The sequence below is a fragment of the Streptomyces nogalater genome (assembly GCF_039532885.1).
Lineage (GTDB): Bacteria > Actinomycetota > Actinomycetes > Streptomycetales > Streptomycetaceae > Streptomyces > Streptomyces nogalater.
In genome coordinates this window covers 69334-93072 of the sequence record NZ_BAAASM010000001.1, presented here as the reverse complement: position 1 = coordinate 93072, position 23739 = coordinate 69334, and the positions used below count along the sequence as shown (strand labels likewise).

The 23739-nt window shown below is 71.5% G+C and carries 19 protein-coding genes; 13 read left to right on the top strand and 6 right to left on the bottom strand.

Annotation, left to right across the window (positions count from 1 at the left end; genetic code table 11):
- Positions 1–112: 112 nt before the first annotated feature.
- On the bottom strand, positions 113–1033 hold the full coding sequence (locus tag ABD350_RS00440) for a carbohydrate kinase family protein (protein WP_344345268.1): 921 nt from the start codon (positions 1031–1033) through the stop codon (positions 113–115).
- A 298-nt stretch (positions 1034–1331) separates the two neighbouring features.
- Here ABD350_RS00440 and ABD350_RS00435 point away from each other — a divergent pair, with 298 nt between their 5' ends.
- Positions 1332–1760, top strand: coding sequence for a Rieske (2Fe-2S) protein (locus tag ABD350_RS00435; protein ID WP_344345265.1), 429 nt, complete (start codon positions 1332–1334; stop codon positions 1758–1760).
- An 84-nt stretch (positions 1761–1844) separates the two neighbouring features.
- On the opposite strand, the gene ABD350_RS00430 is transcribed toward ABD350_RS00435, so the two are convergent.
- The gene (locus tag ABD350_RS00430; RefSeq protein WP_344345263.1) at positions 1845–2792 is read right to left on the bottom strand and encodes a hypothetical protein; all 948 of its coding nucleotides are present in this window, start codon (positions 2790–2792) and stop codon (positions 1845–1847) included.
- 528 nt (positions 2793–3320) lie between these two features.
- Here ABD350_RS00430 and uvrC point away from each other — a divergent pair.
- The 12 genes from uvrC (at position 3321) to pgi (ending at position 19087) form a co-directional block, all read left to right on the top strand.
- On the top strand, positions 3321–5435 hold the full coding sequence (uvrC, locus tag ABD350_RS00425) for an excinuclease ABC subunit UvrC (RefSeq protein WP_344345260.1): 2115 nt from the start codon (positions 3321–3323) through the stop codon (positions 5433–5435).
- On the top strand, positions 5432–6487 hold the full coding sequence (gene rapZ, locus ABD350_RS00420) for an RNase adapter RapZ (protein WP_344345258.1): 1056 nt from the start codon (positions 5432–5434) through the stop codon (positions 6485–6487). Before uvrC ends, rapZ begins: the two co-directional genes overlap by 4 nt.
- Complete coding sequence (locus tag ABD350_RS00415; RefSeq protein ID WP_344345255.1) at positions 6484–7551, top strand: gluconeogenesis factor YvcK family protein; 1068 nt, start codon at positions 6484–6486, stop codon at positions 7549–7551. The genes rapZ and ABD350_RS00415 overlap by 4 nt, the downstream gene beginning before the upstream one ends.
- A complete protein-coding gene (gene whiA / locus ABD350_RS00410; RefSeq protein ID WP_344345253.1) occupies positions 7542–8531 on the top strand; it encodes a DNA-binding protein WhiA in 990 nt (329 codons plus the stop codon). The genes ABD350_RS00415 and whiA overlap by 10 nt, the downstream gene beginning before the upstream one ends.
- Before the next feature lie 158 nt (positions 8532–8689).
- Positions 8690–11635 (top strand): M14 family metallopeptidase, encoded by a 2946-nt coding sequence (locus tag ABD350_RS00405; protein WP_344345250.1) that lies wholly within the window; start codon positions 8690–8692, stop codon positions 11633–11635.
- Positions 11636–11933: 298 nt separating this feature from the next.
- A complete protein-coding gene (gene gap, locus ABD350_RS00400) occupies positions 11934–12941 on the top strand; it encodes a type I glyceraldehyde-3-phosphate dehydrogenase (protein ID WP_344345248.1) in 1008 nt (335 codons plus the stop codon).
- Between the two features lie 134 nt (positions 12942–13075).
- Positions 13076–14287 (top strand): phosphoglycerate kinase, encoded by a 1212-nt coding sequence (locus ABD350_RS00395; RefSeq protein WP_344345246.1) that lies wholly within the window; start codon positions 13076–13078, stop codon positions 14285–14287.
- A gap of 5 nt (positions 14288–14292) precedes the next feature.
- Positions 14293–15069: a triose-phosphate isomerase gene (tpiA, locus tag ABD350_RS00390; protein ID WP_344345243.1), complete on the top strand. Its 777-nt coding sequence runs from the start codon at positions 14293–14295 to the stop codon at positions 15067–15069.
- Between the two features lie 109 nt (positions 15070–15178).
- Positions 15179–15415: a preprotein translocase subunit SecG gene (gene secG, locus ABD350_RS00385; protein ID WP_344345241.1), complete on the top strand. Its 237-nt coding sequence runs from the start codon at positions 15179–15181 to the stop codon at positions 15413–15415.
- Positions 15416–15650: 235 nt separating this feature from the next.
- Positions 15651–15986, top strand: coding sequence for an RNA polymerase-binding protein RbpA (locus ABD350_RS00380; RefSeq protein WP_078637775.1), 336 nt, complete (start codon positions 15651–15653; stop codon positions 15984–15986).
- 196 nt (positions 15987–16182) lie between these two features.
- Positions 16183–17376 (top strand): MFS transporter, encoded by a 1194-nt coding sequence (locus ABD350_RS00375; protein WP_344345746.1) that lies wholly within the window; start codon positions 16183–16185, stop codon positions 17374–17376.
- Between the two features lie 58 nt (positions 17377–17434).
- Positions 17435–19087, top strand: coding sequence for a glucose-6-phosphate isomerase (pgi, locus tag ABD350_RS00370; RefSeq protein WP_344345233.1), 1653 nt, complete (start codon positions 17435–17437; stop codon positions 19085–19087).
- An 83-nt stretch (positions 19088–19170) separates the two neighbouring features.
- Here pgi and pgl read toward each other — a convergent pair whose 3' ends face one another.
- The 4 genes from pgl to tal are packed head-to-tail and all read right to left on the bottom strand — an operon-like array spanning position 19171 to position 23735.
- On the bottom strand, positions 19171–19953 hold the full coding sequence (pgl, locus tag ABD350_RS00365; protein ID WP_344345230.1) for a 6-phosphogluconolactonase: 783 nt from the start codon (positions 19951–19953) through the stop codon (positions 19171–19173).
- Positions 19950–21080, bottom strand: coding sequence for a glucose-6-phosphate dehydrogenase assembly protein OpcA (gene opcA / locus ABD350_RS00360; RefSeq protein ID WP_344345228.1), 1131 nt, complete (start codon positions 21078–21080; stop codon positions 19950–19952). Before opcA ends, pgl begins: the two co-directional genes overlap by 4 nt.
- Complete coding sequence (gene zwf / locus ABD350_RS00355; protein ID WP_344345225.1) at positions 21077–22615, bottom strand: glucose-6-phosphate dehydrogenase; 1539 nt, start codon at positions 22613–22615, stop codon at positions 21077–21079. Before zwf ends, opcA begins: the two co-directional genes overlap by 4 nt.
- 1 nt (position 22616) lies before the next feature.
- Positions 22617–23735 (bottom strand): transaldolase, encoded by a 1119-nt coding sequence (gene tal / locus ABD350_RS00350; RefSeq protein ID WP_344345222.1) that lies wholly within the window; start codon positions 23733–23735, stop codon positions 22617–22619.
- Positions 23736–23739 lie beyond the last annotated feature (4 nt).

Sequence of the window (23739 nt, the reverse complement as noted above, 5' to 3'; positions counted from 1 at the left end):
CGCGGGGCGCCGCTCGTTTCACCATCATCAGGCCCGTTCCGGCGGCCCGGCAGGACCCCGCGCGCCACCGGCCCGGTCGCACCTTGTCAACAGCACAGGGAAGAACAGCGGCTCACAGCGCGGCCGGATCACCCAGTTCCGACGCGTACGGCGGCTCGGCTCCCGCCCGTGAGCAGGTGATCGCCGCCGCCCGTGCCGCGAAGCGCAACAGCCGTGTCCAGCCCTCCGTCCCGAGGGCGGCGAGCGCTTCGGCGGACAGCGCGTCCCGGTGGGCCAGGCCGTGCAGCAAGGCCGCGTTCACCGTGTCGCCGGCCCCGATGGTGTCCACGACATCGACCTTCTCACCCGGCACGGAATGCTCCCCGCCGTCCCCGGTGAACACGGTCAATCCATCGCCGCCCCGCGTGATCACCACGGCCGCCGGTCCCGCGGCCAGCCATTCGCGCGGGGTTCCGCCGAGCCATGCCGCGTCCTCCGCGGACAGCTTCAGCAGCGTCACCGAGGGCAGCCAGCTCCGAAAACGCTCCCGGTAGGCATCCGCGTCCGGGATCAGTCCCGCCCGGATATTGGGGTCCAGCGCGGTGAACAGGCCCTGCCCGGCAGCGGTCCGCAGCAACTCCTCGTAGGCACTCGCCCCCGGTTCCAGGACGAGTGAGCAGGTACCGAAGGAGACCGCGCGCGTCCCGGCGGGGAGCGCGGCGGGTGCGGTGAACAGACGGTCGGCGGTGCCGTCGACATAGAAGGAGTAGGCGGCCGAGCCGCCGGCGTCGACCGTGGCCACGGCGAGGGTCGTCGGCTCCGGCCCCCGCTGGACGCGGGAGACGTCGACGCCGGCCCGCCGCAGCCCGTCGAGCAGGGCCTCGCCGAAGGCATCGGACGACAACCGCGAGCAGAAGGCGGTGGGGGAGCCCAGTCTGCCGAGGGCCACGGCGGTGTTGTACGGGCCGCCGCCCAGCGCCGGCTTCAGGTCCGCGAGGGCACCCGGGCCCCGCGGTACCAGGTCGATCAGTGCCTCACCGGCGACGACGATCACGAGGCGGTTCCCTTCTCGGACAGCTCGGATGGTGCGGTGCGTCCGGCGGCCTCGGCCCGGCCCGGCACCGGGGCGGCCGCGGGACACGCGGTGGACGAACCTTCACCGCGCGGGCCCACCGTTGCTCACCGATCCGACCACCCGGCCCTCGGTCGTCTTCCGGCCGGGACGCTATCCCATGATCCGGCTCGGCGTAAACGCTCACGTGAGCGGCCAAGCCCGCCGCCCCCCGCCCGAGGAGAGGCCCCTCTGTCCCGGTATCGTGCGCTCCGCACACCCCTCGACCAGTGGAGTCCAGATGCCTGCCCGCTCCTCAGCGAGCCGTCGTACCGTCCTTCGAGGGGCCGCCGCGGCCCCGGTCGCCGGGCTCGGCCTGGCCGCGTGTTCCGCTGCGGACGAAGGCGGTTCGTCCTCGTCCGCCGCCACCGAGTCCGTCGACCTCGGCAAGGAGAGCGAGGTCGCCAAGGGCGGGGCGAAGCTCTACCGGGATCACAACGTGGTGGTCAGCCGTGACCAGGACGGCGGCCTCAAGGCGTACAGCACGATCTGCACGCACGCGGGATGCCCCATCAACAAGCTGGACGGGACGACGCTGATCTGCCCCTGCCACGGCAGCCGGTTCGACGCCGTCACCGGCAAGGTGGTCGAGGCGCCGGCCACCCAGCCGCTGACCGAGCTGGCGGTGAAGTCCACCGACGGCAGGATCGTCGCCGGTCCGGCGAACTGACCGCCGGGCCGCCCGGGCCGGGCGGCGCGCTCCACGACCGGGCGGTGCCCTCCACGGCCGGGCCTCGGGCGGGCGGGGGACCGCTCACTCCCAGTCCCAGGCGATCCCCAGGATGCCCGGCCGGAGCCGTGGCTCGACCAGGTGGGCGCTGTGGTGAGGGCCGGTCACGGACAGTTCCTGCCGGCCGATGCGCGGAGCCGCCGCCGAGTGCTGGGTGAAGCGGTGGCAGCGCACCGGCAGTGCCGTCCCGTCGAAGCGCACCTGGAGGGCGTACTGGCCGCCGGGGAAGCCGCACCGGTGCGCATACTCACGGGACGCCCCGGCCGTGCCGTCCTCGATGACGTACCGGAAGAGAAAGGTGTCACCCGGGCGTAACCGGGTGCCGAAGAGCAGCTCGGCCACCAGGACGCCGGTGTCCCCGTCCCAGCGCAGGCGGCCGGTGCGGCAGTTCTCCAGGGCGTGCACGCTGACGCGGCGGGGGTCGCAGCCGGGGTCTCCGTGATGGACGGTGACGAAGCGGTCGACGCCGTCGCGGTGCGCGCGCACGATGTGGTGGGCCTCACGGCTCACCAGCTCCCGCCGGGCGCCGATCCGGACGTATTCGTGGTGGCTCAGGGTGCGCAGTCCGCCGTCCAGTGACCAGCCGAGAGTGGCCGTGAGCCGGTCGACGACGTCCGCTGCCTCGACCAGGGAGCGGTAGGAGCGGCCCGCCGGGTGGTCGGCGGACGCGTGCCCGTCGGGCTCGGCGAGCAGCCGGATCAGCGACTCGTCGGGCAGCCGCAGGATCTCCTCCAGCGCCCGTACGGCCCGCAGCGACTCCGGGCGCTGCGGCCGGCGCGCGCCCTGTTGCCAGTAACTCAGGCTGGTGACGCCCACCTTGACCCCGTGACGTGACAGATGGTGCTGCACCCGCTGGAGCGGCAGTCCGCGTGCGGCGATCGCGGCGCGCAGCGCCACGTGGAAGGGGCCGCCCCGCAGGGCCGTGGCCAGTTCCGCGGCGGGGATGTCCGCCTGCTCTGTGGCATGCCGCATGCCGAGAGGCCTCTCTGTCAGTGTCACTACGGCCGGTCACACCGCCTGCGCGAGTGTGCGGGGCCGCCTCCGTGGGCGCGGCGGACACCCGTGGCCGGGCACGCCGCGGCCGCATCCAGGTGCGCGGCCCCGATCCCCCCGCATTGAAGCGTGTTGACCATGACCCGACAACACCTCGGCCCGGCCGTTCCGGACGACTGGCCGGACCTCGCCGTCGCGCGGAAGGCCGCGCGGACCGGAGCGGGCCGGAACCTGCCGTGGTCGCCCCTCGTCCCGGCCCTCACCGGAGCGCGGCGGGCGGGCGGCGGGCGGCGCGTCCCCGGGATCCGGCATGGCCGGATCCGGGCCGTCGGATGTGCCGGGACCCCGCAGCCGCCCCGAGCAGGGCGGCCCACCGGGCCGCCGTGCGGGGGCGTACGGCGCGGGGTCCGGGCGGCCCACCGCCGGTCCGGGGCGGGCCGGCGTGCGGGTGCGAGGGTTATCCACAGGCCCGACGCGGTGTCGGTGCTCGCCAGTAGGGTGTGAGACATGGCCGATCCCTCCAGCTACCGCCCCAGGCCGGGTGACGTCCCGGACTCTCCGGGGGTGTACAGGTTCCGCGACGAGCACCGCCGGGTGATCTACGTCGGAAAGGCGAAGAGCCTGCGCCAGCGCCTGGCGAACTACTTCCAGGACCTGGTGAACCTCCACCCGCGCACCCGGACGATGGTGACCACCGCCGCGTCCGTGGAGTGGACCGTGGTGTCCACGGAGGTCGAGGCGCTGCAGCTGGAGTACTCCTGGATCAAGGAGTACGACCCCCGGTTCAACGTCAAGTACCGCGACGACAAGAGCTACCCGTACCTCGCGGTGACGATGAACGAGCAGTTCCCCCGCGTCCAGGTGATGCGCGGTCACAAGAAGAAGGGCGTTCGGTATTTCGGGCCGTACGCGCACGCGTGGGCCATCCGGGACACCGTCGACCTGCTGCTGCGGGTGTTCCCGGTGCGCACCTGCTCGGCCGGCGTCTTCAAGAACGCCGCCCGTACCGGCCGCCCCTGCCTGCTCGGCTACATCGACAAGTGCTCCGCGCCCTGCGTCGGCCGGATCACCCCCGAGGACCACCGGGAGCTGGCCGAGGAGTTCTGCGACTTCATGGCCGGCCGGACCGGCACCTACCTCCGCCGTCTGGAGAAGCAGATGATGGAGGCGGCCGAGGAGATGGAGTACGAGCGGGCGGCCCGCCTGCGCGACGACATCGGGGCACTGAAGAAGGCCATGGAGAAGAACGCGGTCGTCCTCGCCGACGCGACCGACGCCGACCTCATCGCCGTCGCCGAGGACGAGCTGGAGGCGGCCGTGCAGATCTTCCATGTACGCGGCGGCCGGGTCCGCGGTCAGCGCGGCTGGGTCACCGACAAGGTCGAGGACGTCACCACCGGCGCCCTGGTCGAGCACGCCCTCCAGCAGCTGTACGGCGAGGAGAGCGGGGACGCCGTCCCCAAGGAGGTGCTGGTCCCGGCCCTGCCCGAGCCGGTCGAGCCGGTCCAGGAGTGGCTGACCGGCCGCCGCGGGGCCAACGTGTCGCTGCGCATCCCGCAGCGCGGCGACAAGAAGGCCCTCATGGAGACCGTGCAGCGCAACGCCCAGCAGTCCCTCGCGCTGCACAAGACCAGGCGCGCCTCCGACCTGACCACCCGCTCGCGCGCGCTGGAGGAGATCGCCGAGGCCCTCGGTCTGGACAGCGCGCCGCTGCGGATCGAGTGCTACGACATCTCCCATCTCCAGGGCGACGACGTGGTGGCCTCCATGGTCGTCTTCGAGGACGGCCTCCAGCGCAAGAGCGAGTACCGCCGCTTCCAGATCAAGGGCTTCGCCGGCCAGGACGACGTCCGTTCCATGCACGAGGTGATCAGCCGCCGCTTCCGGCGTTACCTCGCCGAGAAGGAGCGGACGGGGGAGTGGACCGACGGCACCGGCACCGAGGGCACCGGTGGCGAAGCCGACGGCACGCCCGCCGACGCGGACACGCAGGCGATCACGGAGGCGATCCCGGACACCCTCAAGGACGACGACGGCCGGCCCCGGAAGTTCGCGTACCCGCCCCAGCTGGTGGTGGTCGACGGCGGTCAGCCGCAGGTCGCCGCGGCCCAGCGCGCCCTGGACGAACTGGGCATCGACGACATCGCCGTCTGCGGCCTCGCCAAGCGCCTGGAGGAGGTCTGGGTGCCCGGCGAGGACGACCCGGTGGTCCTGCCCCGCACCAGCGAGGGGCTCTACCTGCTCCAGCGGGTGCGGGACGAGGCGCACCGCTTCGCGATCACCTACCAGCGCACCAAGCGCGCCAAGCGCTTCCGCGCCGGTCCGCTGGACGACGTCCCCGGCCTCGGGGAGACCCGCAAACAGGCGCTCATCAAGCATTTCGGCTCGGTGAAGAAGCTGCGGTCCGCCACAATCGAGCAGATCCAGGAAGTACCCAGGATAGGCCGGAAGACGGCGGAGACCATCGCTGTGGCCCTCGCCCAGGCGGCCCCGGCCGCACCCGCCGTGAACACGGCGACCGGAGAGATCATTGAGGACGAGGAACCCGATACGACGGGGGGTTCCTCGGGGGAGCCCGTGACCGCGGGCGCCCCGGACGAACGACGGGGGCAGGAGCCATGACGGAGCACGACGCACAGCCCGGGGCAGAGCGGGATCGGACGCACGGCGCCACGGGCGGCGGGGCCGGCGGTGAGGCCGTCCGGCCCGACCCCGGCCAGGGCCCGGCCCGGCCCGACGCCGGCCGGGAGACGGATCAGGACAACGGAGCACAGGTGAGTACGGGCAGCGAGACAGCCGGGGTCCCCGAGGCGGCCATCCCCGAGCTGGTGATCATTTCCGGTATGTCCGGAGCCGGCCGGTCCACGGCCGCCAAGTGTCTGGAGGACCTCGGCTGGTTCGTCGTGGACAACCTGCCGCCCGCCCTCATCCCCACCATGGTGGAGCTGGGCGCCCGCTCGCAGGGCAACGTGGCGCGGATCGCGGTCGTCGTGGACGTGCGCGGCCGGCGCTTCTTCGACAACCTGCGCGAGTCCCTCGCCGACCTGGACACCCGGGGCGTCACCCGGCGGATCGTCTTCCTGGAGTCCTCCGACGAGGCCCTGGTCCGCCGTTTCGAGTCGGTGCGCCGGCCGCACCCGCTCCAGGGCGAGGGACGCATCGTGGACGGCATCGTCGCCGAGCGCGAGCTGCTGCGCGAGCTGCGCGGCGACGCCGACCTGGTGATCGACACCTCCAGTCTCAACGTGCACGAGCTGCGCGCCAAGATGGACGCCCAGTTCGCCGGTGAGGAGGAGCCCGAGCTGCGGGCCACCGTGATGTCCTTCGGCTTCAAGTACGGCCTCCCGGTCGACGCCGACCTGGTCGCGGACATGCGGTTCCTGCCCAATCCCCACTGGGTCCCGGAGCTGCGCCCCTACACCGGCCTCAACGAGGAGGTCGCGGCCTACGTCTTCAACCAGCCCGGGGCGAAGGAGTTCCTGGACCGGTACGCCGAGCTGCTGCGGCTCATCGCCACCGGCTACCGGCGCGAGGGCAAGCGGTATGTGACCATCGCCATCGGCTGTACCGGCGGCAAGCACCGCTCGGTCGCGATGTCGGAGAAACTCGCCGCGCGCCTCGCGGCCGAGGGCGTGGAGACGGTGGTCGTACACCGGGACATGGGACGGGAATGACGCAACGTACACCGCGGCTGGGCAGGCTGCGCCGGATGGTGCCCGAGGCGCGCTCCGGCCGCCCGGCCGAGGCCCGCGGCGGCCGGCCCCGCCGGCGCGGCGCCCAGCCCAAAGTGGTCGCGCTCGGCGGCGGCATGGGCCTGTCCGCGTCGCTCGCCGCGCTGCGCCGGATCACCGGCGACCTCACCGCCGTCGTCACCGTGGCCGACGACGGCGGCTCCAGCGGCCGGCTCAGGGACGAGCTGGGTGTGCTGCCGCCCGGCGACCTGCGCAAGGCGCTGGCCGCGCTGTGCGGCGACGACGAGTGGGGCCAGACCTGGGCCCGGGTCATCCAGCACCGCTTCCAGTCCCAGGGCGACCTGCACGAGCACGCGGTCGGCAACCTGCTGATCGTCGCCCTGTGGGAGCAGCTCGGCGACCATGTGCAGGCGCTGGACCTGGTCGGCAAGCTGCTCGGCGCGCACGGCCGGGTGCTGCCCATGTCCGCCGTGCCGCTGGAGTTGCAGGCCCTGGTGAAGGGGCACGACCCCGAGCGTCCGGACGACGTGGACACGGTGCGCGGGCAGGCGACGGTCGCCCTGACCCCCGGCGAGGTGCAGTCGGTGCACCTGGTGCCCAACGACCCGCCCGCCGTCCCCGAGGCGGTGGCGGCGGTCCTGGACGCGGACTGGGTGGTGCTGGGCCCCGGCTCCTGGTTCTCCTCGGTCATCCCGCACCTGCTGGTGCCCGAACTGCTGGACGCCCTCACCGAGACCAAGGCGCGCCGTGTGCTCTCCTTGAACCTGGCGCCGCAACCGGGAGAAACCGAGGGCTTCTCCCCGCAGCGTCATTTGGAGGTTTTGGGGCGACACGCCCCTAAACTCGCCCTGGACGTGGTGCTGGCCGACGAGGCCGCCGTGCCCGACCGCGACTCGCTCACCGAGGCCGCCAAGCGGCTGGGAGCCGCGGTCGAGCTGGCGCCGGTGGCCCGGACCGACGGATCGCCCCGGCATGATCCGGAGCTGTTGGCCGCCGCGTACGACCGTATTTTTCGGATGCATGGAAGGATCGGCCCATGGCGATGACGGCAGCGGTGAAGGACGAGATCTCCCGGCTCCCCGTCACCCGGACCTGCTGCAGGAAGGCGGAGGTCTCCGCCATCCTGCGGTTCGCCGGCGGCCTCCACCTGGTAAGCGGGCGCATCGTGATCGAGGCGGAGCTGGACACCGCGATGGCGGCGCGACGGCTCAAGCGGGACATCCTGGAGATCTTCGGCCACAGCTCCGAGCTGATCGTGATGGCCCCCGGCGGACTGCGCCGCGGCTCGCGCTACGTCGTACGGGTCGTCGCGGGCGGTGACCAGCTGGCCCGGCAGACCGGCTTGGTCGACGGCCGGGGCCGGCCGATCCGCGGACTGCCCCCGCAGGTGGTCTCCGGGGCCACCTGCGACGCCGAGGCGGCCTGGCGCGGGGCCTTCCTGGCGCACGGCTCGCTGACCGAGCCCGGTCGCTCCTCCTCCCTGGAGGTGACCTGTCCGGGACCGGAGGCGGCGCTCGCCCTGGTCGGCGCGGCCCGCAGACTGTCCATCGCCGCCAAGGCCCGCGAGGTGCGCGGGGTGGACCGGGTCGTCGTCCGCGACGGCGACGCCATCGGTGCCCTGCTCACCCGGCTGGGCGCTCACGAGTCGGTGCTGGCCTGGGAGGAGCGCCGGATGCGCCGCGAGGTGCGGGCCACGGCCAACCGGCTCGCCAACTTCGACGACGCCAACCTGCGCCGCTCGGCCCGGGCCGCCGTGGCCGCCGGCGCCCGTGTCCAGCGCGCCCTGGAGATCCTCGGCGACGAGGTTCCCGAGCACCTCGCCGCCGCCGGGCGGCTGCGCATGGAGCACAAGCAGGCCTCCCTGGAGGAGCTGGGAGCGCTCGCCGACCCGCCGCTGACGAAGGACGCGGTCGCGGGCCGTATCCGCCGGCTGCTGGCGATGGCCGACAAGCGCGCCGCCGACCTGGGCATCCCGGGCACGGAGGCCAACCTCACCGAGGAACTGGCCGAGAACCTGGTCGGCTGAAACCCGACGGAGCGTCAACTCGCCGGTGTCGTCACCCCTCTTTCGGGTGGCGGGCACCGGCGTTCGCGTGTCCATGAGGCGCTCTTGACTCGATCATCGAGTGCCATGAGCCTGGCAGCCTTGTTCGCCGCTGGTGCGGACCACCTGTAGGGGGGTTCATGAGACACAGAGCGAGATCGATCCTCGCTGTCGGCGCGCTGATGATCGGCGGAGCGAGCCTCGCACCCACAGCCCAGGCACGGAGCGAGGACCCGGCACCCGGGCCGGAAGAGGTCAGGGTCTTCCACGCGGAGGTCACGAAGCAGCAGGTGCCCCTGCTGCTCAAGGCCGGTCAGGACGGCCACGAACTCGGTGAGCGGACGGCCGGCGCGGGCAAGGCCCGGGTCGAGGTCTACCTCACCGGCAAGCAGGCCGCGTGGCTGCGCGAACAGGGCGTCGCCCTCACCGAGCACACCCTTTCGGGCAAGGCGGAGGCCCGCGTCGAGGACGCGGCCGAGGGGGTGTTCCGCCCGTACGGCGGAAGCGGCGGGCTGAAGGAGGAGATCCTCCGCACCGCCGGGGCCAACCCCGGCCTCACCAAGGTCGAGTCCATCGGCAAGACCATCAAGGGCCAGGACATCCTCGCGCTCAAACTGACCAGGAACGCCAGGACGTCCGAGGACGGCTCCAAGCCGGCCGTGCTCTACCTGTCCAACCAGCACGCGCGCGAGTGGATCACGCCGGAGATGACCCGCCGGCTGATGCACTACTACCTGGACCACTACAAGACCGACCGGCGCGTCAAGAAGATCGTCGACTCGACCGAGCTGTGGTTCGTCCTGTCGGCCAACCCGGACGGCTACGACCACACCTTCAAGGGCCCCGGCACCCGCCTGTGGCGCAAGAACCTGCGGGACGTCGACGGCGACGGGACCATCGGCGCCGGCGACGGCGTCGACCTCAACCGCAACTTCCCCTACAAGTGGGGCTACGACAACGAGGGTTCGTCCCCCGACCCCACCAGCCAGACCTACCGCGGCGCGAGCCCCGCCTCCGAGCCGGAGACCAGGGCCCTGGACGCCCTGGAGAAGCGGATCGGCTTCCGCTACGGCATCAACTACCACTCCGCGGCCGAACTCCTGCTCTACGGCGTGGGCTGGCAGGTGGCCACGCCGACACCCGACGACGTCCTCTACCGGGCACTGGCCGGCACGCCGGACAACTCCGCCATCCCCGGCTACCGTCCGCAGGTCTCCTCCGAGCTGTACACCACCAACGGCGAGGCAGACGGCCACGCGTCGAACGTCAACGGGATGGCCATGTTCACCCCCGAGATGTCGACCTGCCAGACGGTGTCGGACAGCGACCCGGACGACGCCTGGAACAGCCGGGACTGCCGGTCGGGCTTCACCTTCCCCGACGACGAGAAGCTGATCCAGCGGGAGTTCGCCAAGAACGTCCCGTTCGCGCTCTCCGTCGCCGAGACCGCGGCGCACCCCGACCGGCCGGCCTCCGCCGTCGGCCTGGACGCCGCCGACTTCACCCCGGCCCCGTTCACCACGTCGTACTCCCGGGGCGCGGACCAGGAGGTGGCGGTCGTCGCCCGCAAGGCGGTCCGGGACAAGGAGCTCAAGTACCGCGTCAACGGCGGCCGCACGCTCGACCAGGCGCTCCGGCCCTGGAAGGGCGGCGAGACCTACGGCGGCGAGGACAACCTCTACTTCGACGAGTACCGCGCCAAGGTGCGCGACGGGGAGCCGGGCGACCGGGTGGAGGTGTGGTTCACCGGCGAGACCAGGAGCGGCAAGAAGGTCTCCAGCCCGCACTTCACCTACACCGTCGCGCGGCGGCCGGCCGCCGACACCCTCGTGGTCGCCGAGGAGGGCACCACCGCCACGCAGGCACGGGCCTACGCGGACGCGGTCCGGGCCGCCGGGCACCGGGCCCTCGTCTGGGACGTGGCGACCCAGGGCGCCCCGGACGCGCTCGGCGTGCTGAAGCACTTCCGGACGGTCGTGCACTACTCCGGCGCGAGCGGCCCCGGCAACGCCACCCAGCTGCGGCTGCGCGCCCATCTCAACGAGGGCGGCAGACTGATCGAGGCCGGGGAGCGGGCCGGCGGCGGCGTCGACCTCGGCGACGGCACCCTGTCGGACGATTTCAGCCAGTACTACCTGGGCGCCTACAACCGTATGCCGGCCAAGGGAGCCACCGGCTTCACCGGCTCCGGCGCGCTCGCCGGCTACTCCGCCGCCCTCGGCGACGCGCCCGGCAACCCGCTCGATGCGGCGGGCACCTACGGCGTCACCTCCGAGGAACTGCCGGTCGCCGCGTTCCCGCAGTTCAAGAGCGCGGGCGCGGGGGCGTTCAGCGGGACCGCCAACCCTTACGGTCCGTACGCGGGTGCCTTCATGGCCGCCGCCGCGCACACCGACAACGCCTACAAGCGGCTCACCCGCACCATCGACCTCACCGGTGTCACCGCCGCCGACAAGCCGGCCCTGGGCGCCCGGCTGCTGTGGGACACCGAACCGGGCTACGACCACGTGGTGGTCGAGGCGCACACGGCGGGCGCCGACGACTGGACCACGCTGCCGGAGGCCTCGGGGGCCACGCGGACGGCCGTGCCCGAGGAGTGCGGCTCCCTGATCGGCGAGCACCCGTGGCTGAGGCACTACCTGAGGCCGGCCGACAACGCCTGCGCCGCGACCGGGACCACCGGTTCCTGGAACAGCATCAACGGCACCTCCGCCGGCTGGCAGCAGGTGCGCTTCGACCTGAGCGCATACGCCGGGAAGTCCGTCGAGGTCTCGATCGGCTACCTCACCGACACCGGCAGCGGCGGGTACGGCGTGCTGGCCGACGAGGCCTCGCTGGTCGTCGGCGGCGCGGCGCGGGAGACGGAGGGCTTCGAGTCGTCCCTGGGCGCCTGGCGGGCGGCCGGGCCGCCCGCGGGCAGCGCCGCGGTCCAGAAGGACTGGACCCGCACCGGGGCCCTGTTCCGGACGTACGCGGCGGTCACCACGGACGACACCGTGCTGCTCGGCTTCGGCCTCGAACAGGTGGTCTCGGCGGCCGACCGGGCGGCCCTGCTGAGGAGGGCGTTCGCCGCGCTCGACAGGTGAGCGGAGACCCCTCTCAACGGTGCGCGGACGGGCAGTTCATCAAGTGAGCCGACCCGCTCACGAACGAGTGAAAATGGCGTCGAGAGTGCCTGGCATTCCGTAATAAATACGGGTGAACCCGCTGTCGATCCGGGGCGGTCCGTACCTCTACTGGCGGGTACGGACCGCCTGCCCGTGTATGGGTCGTCTCGATGTCACCCAGGGGGCCTCGGAGAGGTAGGGTCGGGGGTGGTCGGGGACATCCCAAACAGAGCTCGCCGGCACCGCATAGCCGGCGTACCAACGAGGAGATCGGTTCGTGACGATCCGCGTAGGCATCAACGGCTTCGGCCGCATCGGTCGTAACTACTTCCGCGCCCTGCTGGAGCAGGGGGCGGACATCGAGGTTGTGGCTGTCAACGACCTGGGTGACACCGCGACCACCGCCCACCTGCTCAAGTACGACACGATCCTGGGCCGCCTCAAGCAGGAGGTCACCCACACCGCCGACACGATCACCGTCGACGGCCACACCATCAAGGTGCTCTCCGAGCGCAACCCGGCCGACATCCCGTGGGGCGAGCTGGGTGTCGACATCGTCATCGAGTCCACCGGCATCTTCACCAAGAAGGAAGACGCCGCGAAGCACATCGCCGGCGGCGCCAAGAAGGTCCTCATCTCGGCTCCGGCCAAGGACGAGGACATCACCATCGTCATGGGCGTCAACCAGGACAAGTACGACCCGGCGAACCACCACGTCATCTCCAACGCCTCCTGCACCACCAACTGTGTGGCGCCGATGGCCAAGGTCCTCGACGAGAACTTCGGCATCGTCAAGGGTCTGATGACGACGGTGCACGCGTACACGAACGACCAGCGCATCCTGGACTTCCCGCACAAGGACCTGCGCCGCGCCCGTGCCGCCGCCGAGAACATCATCCCGACCACCACCGGTGCCGCCAAGGCCACCGCCCTGGTCCTGCCCCAGCTCAAGGGCAAGCTGGACGGCATGGCCATGCGCGTCCCGGTCCCCACCGGCTCGGTCACCGACCTGGTCGTGGAGCTGGGCCGCGAGGTCACCAAGGAAGAGGTCAACGCCGCCTTCCAGAAGGCCGCCGAGGGCGAGCTGAAGGGCCTCCTCGACTACACCGAGGACCCGATCGTCTCCTCGGACATCGTCAACGCCCCGGCGTCCTGCACCTTCGACTCCTCCCTGACCATGGTCCAGGAGGGCAAGAACGTGAAGGTCATCGGTTGGTACGACAACGAGTGGGGCTACTCCAACCGCCTCGTGGACCTCACGGTCTTCGTCGGCAACCAGCTCTGATCGCAAACAGCAGGACCACGAAGTGAGAGCAGGGCTCGGGCAGCGCACCGTCGCGCTGACCGGGCCCTGTCCCACGTACTGACCGCGCCCTTTTACGATCAGGTGCACACGAGCCCTCCTCAGGAGTCCACCCCATGAAGACGATCGACGAACTTCTCGCCGACGGCGTGAGCGGCAAGCGGGTCTTCGTCCGCGCCGACCTCAACGTGCCGCTCGCCGACGGCACGATCACCGACGACGGCCGGATCCGCGCCGTCCTGCCCACCGTCAAGGCCCTCGCGGAGGCGGGCGCCAAGGTGGTCGTCGCCTCGCACCTGGGCCGCCCCAAGGGCGCCCCGGACCCCGCCTTCTCGCTGCTGCCCGCGGCCGAGCGCCTCGGTGAACTGCTCGGCGCCCCGGTCGCCTTCGCCGAGGACACCGTCGGCCCCGCCGCCCACGACGCCGTCGACGGCCTCCAGCCGGGCCAGGTCGCGGTCATCGAGAACCTGCGCTTCAACCCCGGCGAGACGTCCAAGGACGACACCGAGCGAGGGGAGTTCGCCGACCGGCTCGCCGCCCTCGCCGATGTCTACGTGGGCGACGGCTTCGGCGCCGTCCACCGCAAGCACGCCTCCGTCTTCGACCTCCCGGCCCGGCTGCCGCACTACGCCGGCCACCTGATCGCCACCGAGGTCGGCGTGCTGAAGCAGCTCACCGAGGACGTCAAGCGGCCGTACGCGGTCGTGCTCGGCGGCGCCAAGGTCTCCGACAAGCTGGGCGTCATCGACCACCTGCTGGAGAAGGCCGACCGCATCCTCGTCGGCGGCGGCATGGCCTACACCTTCCTCAAGGCCCAGGGCCACGAGGTCGGCATCTCCCTGCTCCAGGAGGACCAGATCCCGGCGGTCAAGGAGTACATGAAGCGTGCCGAGGAGCGCGGGGTGGAGTTCGTCCTCCCCGTCGACGTCCTCGTCTCGCCCGACTTCCCGGACCTGAAGACCAAGGCCCCGGCCAACCCCACCACGGTCCCCGCGACCGCCATCCCGGCCGACCAGGAGGGCCTGGACATCGGCCCGGAGACCCGGGCGCTGTACGCTTCGAAGCTCGCCGACGCCGCGACCGTCTTCTGGAACGGTCCCATGGGCGTCTTCGAGCACCCCGACTACGCCGAGGGCACCAAGGCGGTCGCCCAGGCCCTCGTCGACTCCGACGGCTTCTCGGTCGTCGGCGGCGGTGACTCCGCCGCGGCCGTGCGCACGCTCGGCTTCGACGAGAAGGCATTCGGCCACATCTCGACCGGTGGCGGCGCCTCCCTCGAATACCTTGAGGGCAAGACGCTCCCCGGCCTCGCCGCACTGGAGGACTGACCTCGATGAGCACGCGCACGCCCCTGATGGCGGGCAACTGGAAGATGAACCTCAACCACCTTGAGGCCATCGCGCACGTCCAGAAGCTCGCCTTCGCCCTGGCCGACAAGGACTACGAGGCCGTGGAGGTCGCCGTCCTGCCGCCCTTCACCGACCTGCGCTCCGTGCAGACCCTGGTGGACGGCGACAAGCTCAAGATCAAGTACGGCGCCCAGGACATCTCCCAGCACGACTCCGGCGCCTACACCGGCGAGATCTCCGGCCCGATGCTGGCCAAGCTGAAGTGCACCTACGTGGCGATCGGCCACTCCGAGCGCCGCCAGTACCACCACGAGACCGACGAGATCGTCAACGCCAAGGTCAAGGCCGCCTACAAGCACGGCCTCACCCCGATCCTGTGCGTCGGCGAGGAACTGGACGTCCGCGAGGCGGGCAACCACGTCACCCACACCCTCGCCCAGGTCGAGGGCGGTCTGAAGGACCTCCCGGCCGAGCAGGCCGAGACCGTCGTGATCGCCTACGAGCCCGTGTGGGCCATCGGCACCGGCAAGGTCTGCGGCGCCGAGGACGCCCAGGAGGTCTGCGCCGCCATCCGCGCCAAGGTCGCCGAGCTGTACTCGCCGGAGGTGGCCGGCAAGGTCCGCATCCAGTACGGCGGCTCCGTGAAGTCGGGCAACTGCGCCGAGATCATGGCCCAGCCCGACATCGACGGCGCCCTGGTCGGCGGTGCCTCGCTGGACGCCGACGAGTTCGTCAAGATCGTGCGCTTCCGCGATCAGTGACGCCTGGCCGTGAGTAGGCGGTAGCGACGATACGTCGTACTCTTGCGGGGGCACAGCCGAGGCGCTGTGCCCCCGTCGTCCATCCGAATCCGAGGAAGTTGGTCCAGCCGTGGTTTTGGGGTTCTCGATCGCCCTGATCGTCTTCAGCCTGCTGCTGATGCTGCTGGTGCTGATGCACAAGGGGAAGGGCGGCGGCCTGTCCGACATGTTCGGCGGCGGCATGCAGTCGTCCGTCGGCGGTTCCTCGGTCGCCGAGCGCAACCTCGACCGGATCACCGTCGTGGTCGGCCTGCTGTGGTTCGCGTGCATCATCGTCCTCGGCCTCGTGATGAAGTCGAACAGCTGACACACGACCGGCGCGAACCGGCCGTATTTCCGGACCGCGCCGCGGATTTCCCCCGCGAAGCCCCATGTTGGGTACGCGCCTGTGAGCGCGGCCTATCATGGGGCTTGCGTCTTGGTGTGGGGGGCCGGTAACTCCAATCACTGGACGCGCGTTGGGCCTTACGTAGACTGAGGCGCTCGCGGCGAAGCGAAACGCCGACTCGCTTCGCGGCACCATCACGCAGGGAGTTACGACCGTGGCAAGTGGCAACGCGATCCGAGGAAGCCGGGTCGGGGCGGGGCCGATGGGCGAGGCCGAGCGCGGCGAGTCCGCGCCGCGTCTGCGCATCTCCTTCTGGTGCTCCAACGGGCACGAGACGCAGCCCAGCTTCGCCAGCGACGCGCAGGTTCCCGAGACCTGGGACTGCCCCCGCTGCGGCTTTCCGGCCGGCCAGGACCGGGACAACCCGCCGGCCCCGCCGCGCACCGAGCCCTACAAGACGCACCTCGCGTACGTACGCGAGCGGCGCAGCGACGCGGACGGCGAGGCGATCCTCGCCGAGGCGCTCGCCAAACTGCGGGGCGAGATCTAGGACTTCACACCGGCCAGGGGCCCACGGGCGCCTGGCCGGAGTCGTCCGCGCCCACTCCGCGCCGGCCGATTGTCAGTGGTGCCCTCTACGGTGTGTGCAGCGGACATCGTGAAGGGGGAGCGTGGCCGGAGCCGGTACGGAGAGCGGGGGCATCCCCGCCTGGCGCGGGGGATTCGGGCGGTTGTGGACGGCCGCCGTGGTGTCCCGGTACGGTGACGCGCTGCGCAACTCCGCGTTGCCGTTGCTCGCCGTGCGCCTCACCGACGACCCCCTCGTCATCGCCTCCGTCACCGCCTGCGGCTATCTGCCCTGGCTGCTGTTCGGGCTGTTCGGCGGCGCCGTGGCGGACCGGGTCGACCAGCGGCGGGCGATGTGGCTCGTGGACACCGCACGAGGCCTGCTCGTCGCCGGTTTCGCCCTCGCCGTGGCCCTGGGGCACGCCTCCGTTCCGCTGCTGATCGCCCTCACCTTCTCGCTCACCGCGCTCCAGACGCTCTTCGACAACGCCGCCACGGCCCTGCTGCCCTCCCTGGTGGAGCGCGGGGCACTGGGCAGCGCCAACGCCCGGCTGATGACCGGTCAGCAACTCGCGGGCGGGCTGCTGGCCGCCCCGTTCGTGCCGCTGCTGTTGTCGGCCGGCGCCTTCACGCCGTTCGCGACGGACGCCGGCACCTATCTGGTGGCCGCCGCGCTCGTGGCGTCCCTGCGGATACGGCCGCCGGAGCGGGAGCCGCGCGCGGTCGGCAGCACCCTGCGCTCGGAGGTCGGCGCGGGCCTGCGCGCCCTGGTCCGGGACCGTGTGCTGCGCGCGGTGTGCCTGGCGACCCTGCTGTGCAACATCGGCATGGGCGCCCTGATCGCCACGCTGGCGCTGCACGTCACCCGCTGGCTGGACGCGGGTGACACCGGCTATGTCACCGCCATGACGGCGTACTCGGCCGGCAGCCTGGCCGGCGGATTCGTCGCCCAGCGGATCGCCCGCCGTACGGGGCGGGTGCGGGCCCTGCTGTCCGGCTGCGCGATCCAGACGGGCTCGCTGCTGCTCATCGGCTCCGTACGGTACGTGGCCGCGCTGGTCGCCGGGATGGCCCTGCTCGGCGCGATGAACATGGTGTGGAACGTCAACCAGGTCACGCTGATGCAGCAACGCAGCCCCGAGGCGATGGTGGGCCGCATCGCCGCCGCCTTCCGCACCGCCTCCGTCTCCGGTGCCCCGCTCGGCGCGTTCCTCGGCGGTGCCGTGGCCGGGCTCTACGGACTCAACGGACCCGCCCTGCTCGCGGCCGTCCTGTTCGCGTCGGCCGTGGTCGCGTTGGTACCGGCCTGCCGGCCGGACATCTCCGTCGTCGCGCCGGAGGACGGCGGCGCGACCGCTCACCCGGGGCGCTGATCAATTAGGTTGGAGCCGGCAGCGGGACAGGTTGCAGGAAAGAAGGCTGAAGTCGGACATGAACGCAGACGGCCGTACCAGGCTCCACCAGACGCCCGAGTGGACCGCCCTCGCCAAGCACCGCGAGGAGCTGGCGGACACCCGGCTGAGGGAACTGTTCGCCGCCGACCCCGGGCGCGGCACCGGATACACGCTCAAGGTCGGCGACCTCTACATCGACTATTCGAAGCACCTGGTCACCGACGACACCCTGCGGCTGCTGCGCGAGCTGGCCGCGGCGACCGACGTCTTCGGCCTGCGGGACGCCATGTTCCGCGGCGAGAAGATCAACGTGACCGAGAACCGGGCGGTGCTGCACACCGCGCTGCGCGCCCCGCGGGACGCCGTGATCGAGGTCGACGGCGAGAACGTGGTGCCCAAGGTGCACGCGGTGCTGGACAGGATGGCCGGCTTCGCCGACCGGGTCCGCTCCGGCGCGTGGACCGGATACACCGGCAAGCGCATCCGCAATGTGATCAACGTCGGCATCGGCGGCTCCGACCTCGGCCCCGCGATGGCCTACGAGGTGCTGCGCGCCTTCACCGACCGCGACCTCACGGTCCGCTTCGTCTCCAATGTGGACGGCGCCGACCTGCACGAGGCCACCCGGGACCTGGACCCGGCGGAGACGCTGTTCGTCATCGCCTCCAAGACCTTCACCACCATCGAGACCATCACCAACGCCACCTCCGCGCGCCAGTGGCTGCTGGCCGCGCTGGGTGACGAGGCCGCGGTGGCCAAGCACTTCGTGGCGCTGTCCACGAACGCCGGGAAGGTCGCCGAGTTCGGCATCGACACGGACAACATGTTCGAGTTCTGGGACTGGGTCGGCGGCCGATACTCGTACGACTCCGCGATCGGGCTGTCCCTGATGATCGCGATCGGGCCGGACCGGTTCCGGGAGATGCTCGACGGCTTCCATCTGATGGACGAGCACTTCCGCACCGCGCCCGCGGAGGCCAACGCGCCCCTGCTGCTGGGCCTGCTGGGCATCTGGTACGGCAACTTCCACGACGCCCAGTCGCACGCCGTGCTGCCGTACTCGCACTACCTGTCCAGGTTCACCGCCTACCTCCAGCAGCTGGACATGGAGTCCAACGGCAAGTACGTCGCCCGCGACGGCCACCCCGTGGACTGGCAGACCGGGCCGGTGGTCTGGGGTACCCCCGGAACCAATGGGCAGCACGCCTACTACCAGTTGATCCACCAGGGCACCAAGCTGATCCCGGCGGACTTCATCGGCTTCGCCGAGCCGGTCGCCGAGCTGAGCGGTGAACTCAAGGCCCAGCACGACCTGTTGATGGCCAACTTCTTCGCCCAGACCCAGGCGCTCGCCTTCGGCAAGACCGCCGAGGAGGTCCGCGCGGAGGGCGTGCCCGAGGAACTGGTCGCACACAAGACCTTCCAGGGCGACCGGCCCACCACGACGATCCTCGCCCGCGAGCTGACCCCGTCCGTGCTCGGTCAGCTGATCGCCCTCTACGAGCACAAGGTGTTCGTGCAGGGCGCGGTGTGGAACATCGACTCCTTCGACCAGTGGGGCGTGGAGCTGGGCAAGGTCCTCGCCAAGCGCGTCGAACCCGCGCTCACCGAGGGCGCCGACGTCCCCGGCCTGGACCCGTCCACCAAGGCCCTGGTCGCCAAGTACCGGGAGCTGCGCGGCCGGAGCTGAACGGACCCGGAAGCAGAACCGGGGTCCGGAAAAGCGGACGGCGAGGGCCGGAGCCCTCGCCGTCCGTCGTTCCCGTCCGCGCCTCAGGGCGACGCCGGCGGATACAGCGACCGCGGCAGCTGCGAGGCCGCGGCGGAGTCCAGCAGCCACAGGGTGCGCCGGGTGCCGTACGCGCCCGCCGCCGGGGCCTGGATCTCGCCCGCGCCCGACAGGGCGATGGCCGCGGCCTCCGCCTTGTCCTCACCGGCCGCGAGGAGCCAGACCTCGCGGGCCGCGCGGATCGCCGGGAGGGTGAGGGTGATCCGGGTGGGCGGGGGCTTGGGCGCGCCGTGCACGCCGACCACCGTGCGCTCGGTCTCCCGGACGGCCGGCAGCTCCGGGAAGAGCGAGGCCACATGGGTGTCCGGGCCGACGCCCAGCATGAGCACGTCGAAGGCGGGCACCGGGCCGTGGTTCTCCGGTCCGGCCGCCTTGGCCAGCTCCGCCGCGTACGCCTCGGCCGCCGCCTCGACGTCCGTGCCGTACGGGCCGTCGGAGGCGGGCATGGCGTGCACCCGCTCCGGGTCCAGCGGGACGGAGTCCAGCAGCGCCTCGCGGGCCTGCGTCACGTTGCGCTCCGGGTCGCCCTCGGGGAGGAAGCGCTCGTCCCCCCACCACAGGTCCAGCCGGCCCCAGTCGACGGCGTCCCGGGCGGGCGCCGCCGCCAGCGCGGCCAGCAGCCCGTTGCCGTTGCGGCCGCCGGTGAGGACCACGGACGCGGTGCCCCGGGAGGCCTGCGCGTCCACGATCTTCGTGATCAGGCGGGCCGCGGCGGCCTGCGCCATCAGCTCCTTGTCGTGGTGGACGACCAGCTGCGGTGTGTTCACTTCGCCGCCGCCTTCCTCGCCGGTGCCTTCTTGGCGCTCTTGGCCGCCGCCTTCTTCGCGGGGGCCTTGGCCGCCTCCTCCACCGGTTCCGGCACGGCGACCGGCTCGGCGGCCGGTTCCGAAGCGGCCGCTTCGGCCGCCTGCGCGGCGGCGGACGGCTCGGCGGCCGGTTCGGCCGGGGCTTCGGCGGACTGCTTCGGCACCGTGCTCAGCCGCTCCACGCCGTAGCGCAGCGCCGACGCGTAGGTGTCGTCCGGGTCCAGCCGGCGCAGCTCCTCCGCGATCAGCTCGGCGGTGTCCCGCCGCTTCAGCGCCACCGCGCGGGCCGGCTGGCCCTCGATGGCGAGCGTGGCGAGCGAGCCGTCCGCGCGGTCCAGCGTGATCGGGCCCCGGCTGGTGTCCAGACGGACGGCCGTGAGTCCCGGGCCGGCGGACGGGGAGCGCCGGACGGGGACGTCCAGCCGGTCCGCGAGCCACATCGCCAGCAGCTCACAGCTCGGGTTGAACTCCTCGCCCTCCACCTCCACGCCCCGCACCTCGCAGTCGACCTGGTCCAGGGCCGCCGCCAGCATCGAACGCCACGGTGTGATCCGGGTCCAGGACAGGTCGGTGTCGCCGGGGGTGTAGGCCGAGGCGCGGGCGGACAGCTCGCGCACCGGCTGCTCGGCGGCGTAGGTGTCGGTGACCCGGCGCTGGGCGAGCGCGCCCAGCGGGTCGTTCGCCGGGTCCAGCGGCGCGTTCACCGGCCACCACACGACGACCGGGGCGTCCGGCAGCAGCAGCGGCAGGACCACCGAGTCGGCGTGTTCGACGACCTCCCCGTACAGCCGCAGGACCACCGTCTCGCCGGTGCCCGCGTCCGCGCCCACCCGCACCTCGGCGTCCAGCCGTGAGGACGTGCGGTCGCGCGGGCCGCGGGAGACCCGCTTGATGACGACGAGCGTGCGCGAGGGGTGCTCGCGCGAGGCGTCGTTGGCGGCCTTCAGGGCGTCGTAGGCGTTCTCCTCGTCGGTGACGATGACGAGGGTCAGGACCATGCCGACGGCGGGGGTGCCGATGGCGCGGCGGCCCCGTACGAGCGCCTTGTTGATCTCTCCGGCGGTGGTGTCGGTCAGATCTATCTTCATGGCCGGCGCCAGCTCCGTCCGTCTCGTGCGAGCATCTCGTCCGCTTCCACCGGACCCCAGGTGCCCGACTTGTACTGCGCGGGCCTGCCGTGCTTGTCCCAGTACTCCTCGATGGGGTCGAGGATCTTCCAGGACAGCTCGACCTCCTCCGTGCGCGGGAAGAGGTTGGCGTCGCCGAGCAGCACGTCCAGGATGAGCCGCTCGTACGCCTCCGGGCTGGACTCCGTGAACGACTCGCCGTAGGCGAAGTCCATGGACACGTCCCGGATCTCCATCGAGGTGCCCGGCACCTTGGAGCCGAAGCGGACCGTGACGCCCTCGTCCGGCTGGACGCGGATGACGATCGCGTTCTGGCCCAGTTCCTCCGTCGCCGTGGTGTCGAACGGGGAGTGCGGGGCCCGCTGGAAGACCACCGCGATCTCGGTGACCCGGCGGCCCAGCCGCTTGCCGGTGCGCAGATAGAAGGGGACGCCCGCCCAGCGGCGGTTGTCTATCTCCAGCTTGACCGCGGCGTAGGTGTCGGTCTTCGACTTCGGGTCGATGCCCTCCTCTTCGAGGTAGCCGATGACCTTCTCGCCGCCCTGCCAGCCCGCCGCGTACTGCCCGCGCACGGTGTCGGCGCCCAGGTCCTTCGGCAGCCGGACCGCGCCGAGCACCTTCTCCTTCTCCGCGGCCAGCGCGTCCGCGTCGAAGGAGGCAGGCTCCTCCATGGCGGTGAGCGCCATCAGCTGGAGCAGGTGGTTCTGGATGACGTCGCGGGCGGCGCCGATGCCGTCGTAGTAGCCGGCCCGGCCGCCGATGCCGATGTCCTCGGCCATGGTGATCTGCACGTGGTCCACGAAGGACCGGTTCCAGATCGGTTCGAACATCTGGTTGGCGAAGCGCAGCGCCAGGATGTTCTGGACGGTCTCCTTGCCGAGGTAGTGGTCGATCCGGAACACCTGGTCCGGCTCGAACACCTCGTGCACGACCTTGTTGAGTTCCTCGGCCGAGGCCAGGTCGTGGCCGAACGGCTTCTCGATGACCGCGCGCCGCCAGGAACCGCCGGTCTGGTCGGCCAGGCCGTGCTTCTTCAGCTGCTGGATGACCACCGGGAAGGAGCGCGGGGGCACCGACAGGTAGAAGGCGAAGTTGCCGCCCGTGCCCTGTGCCTTGTCCAGCTCCTCGATGGTGGCGCGCAGCCGCTCGAAGGCCTCGTCGTCGTCGAAGGTGCCCTGGACGAAGCGCATCCCCTGGATGAGCTGCTGCCAGACCTCCTCGCGGAACGGGGTGCGCGAGTGCTCCTTGACCGCGTCGTGGACGACCTGGGCGAAGTCCTCGTGTTCCCAGTCGCGGCGGGCGAAGCCCACCAGGGAGAAGCCCGGCGGCAGCAGACCCCGGTTGGCGAGGTCGTACACCGCGGGCATCAGCTTCTTGCGGGACAGATCGCCCGTGACACCGAAGATGACCAGGCCCGACGGCCCCGCGATACGCGGGAGCCGTCGGTCGGCCGGGTCACGAAGCGGGTTCGCTCCGGAACCGGAAACAGATGACAACTCAGCCCTCCGAGGGGGCCAGGCGCTCAAGCTCCGCCTGGGTCGACTTGAGCAGGTCGTTCCAGGACGCCTCGAACTTCTCGACGCCCTCGTCCTCCAGCACCTGCACGACCTCGTCGTACGAGATCCCGAGCCGCTCCAGCGCGTCGAGGTCGGCGCGCGCCTGCTCGTAGGCGCCGGAGATGGTGTCACCGGTGACCTCGCCGTGGTCGTCGGTGGCCTCCAGGGTGGCCTCCGGCATGGTGTTGACCGTGTTCGGCGCGACCAGCTCGGTGACGTACAGCGTGTCCGGGTACGCCGGGTCCTTCACACCGGTCGACGCCCACAGCGGACGCTGCTTGTTGGCGCCCGCGCTCTCCAGCGCCGTCCAGCGGTCGGAGGAGAAGACCTCCTCGTACGCCTGGTAGGCCAGCCGGGCGTTGGCGAGGGCGGCCTTGCCGCGCAGCGCCTTGGCCTCGTCGGTGCCGATGCCGTCCAGCCGCTTGTCGATCTCGGTGTCCACACGGGAGACGAAGAAGGAGGCCACGGAGTGGATCTTCGACAGGTCCAGACCCCGCTCCTTGGCCTTCTCCAGGCCGGTGAGGAACGCGTCCATCACGGCCCGGTAGCGCTCCAGCGAGAAGATCAGCGTGACGTTGACGCTGATGCCGAGGCCGATCACCTCGGCGATCGCCGGCAGCCCCGCCTGGGTGGCCGGGATCTTGATCAGGGTGTTGGGACGGTCGACGAGCCAGGCCAGCTGCTTGGCCTCGGCGACGGTCGCCTTGGTGTGGTGGGCCAGGCGCGGGTCGACCTCGATGGAGACCCGGCCGTCCTGGCCGCCGGTGGCGTCGAAGACCGGGCGCAGGATGTCGGCGGCGTCGCGGACGTCCGCCGTCGTGATCATGCGGATGGCCTCTTCGACGGTGACCTTGCGGGCGGCGAGGTCCGACAGCTGCTGGTCGTAGCCGTCGCCCTGGGAGATCGCCTTCTGGAAGATCGTCGGGTTGGTGGTGACGCCCACGACGTGCTGCTGGTCGATCAGCTCGGCGAGATTGCCGGACGTGATCCGCTTGCGCGAAAGGTCGTCCAGCCAGATCGCGACGCCTTCCTCGGAGAGGCGCTTGAGTGCGTCTGTCATGGAA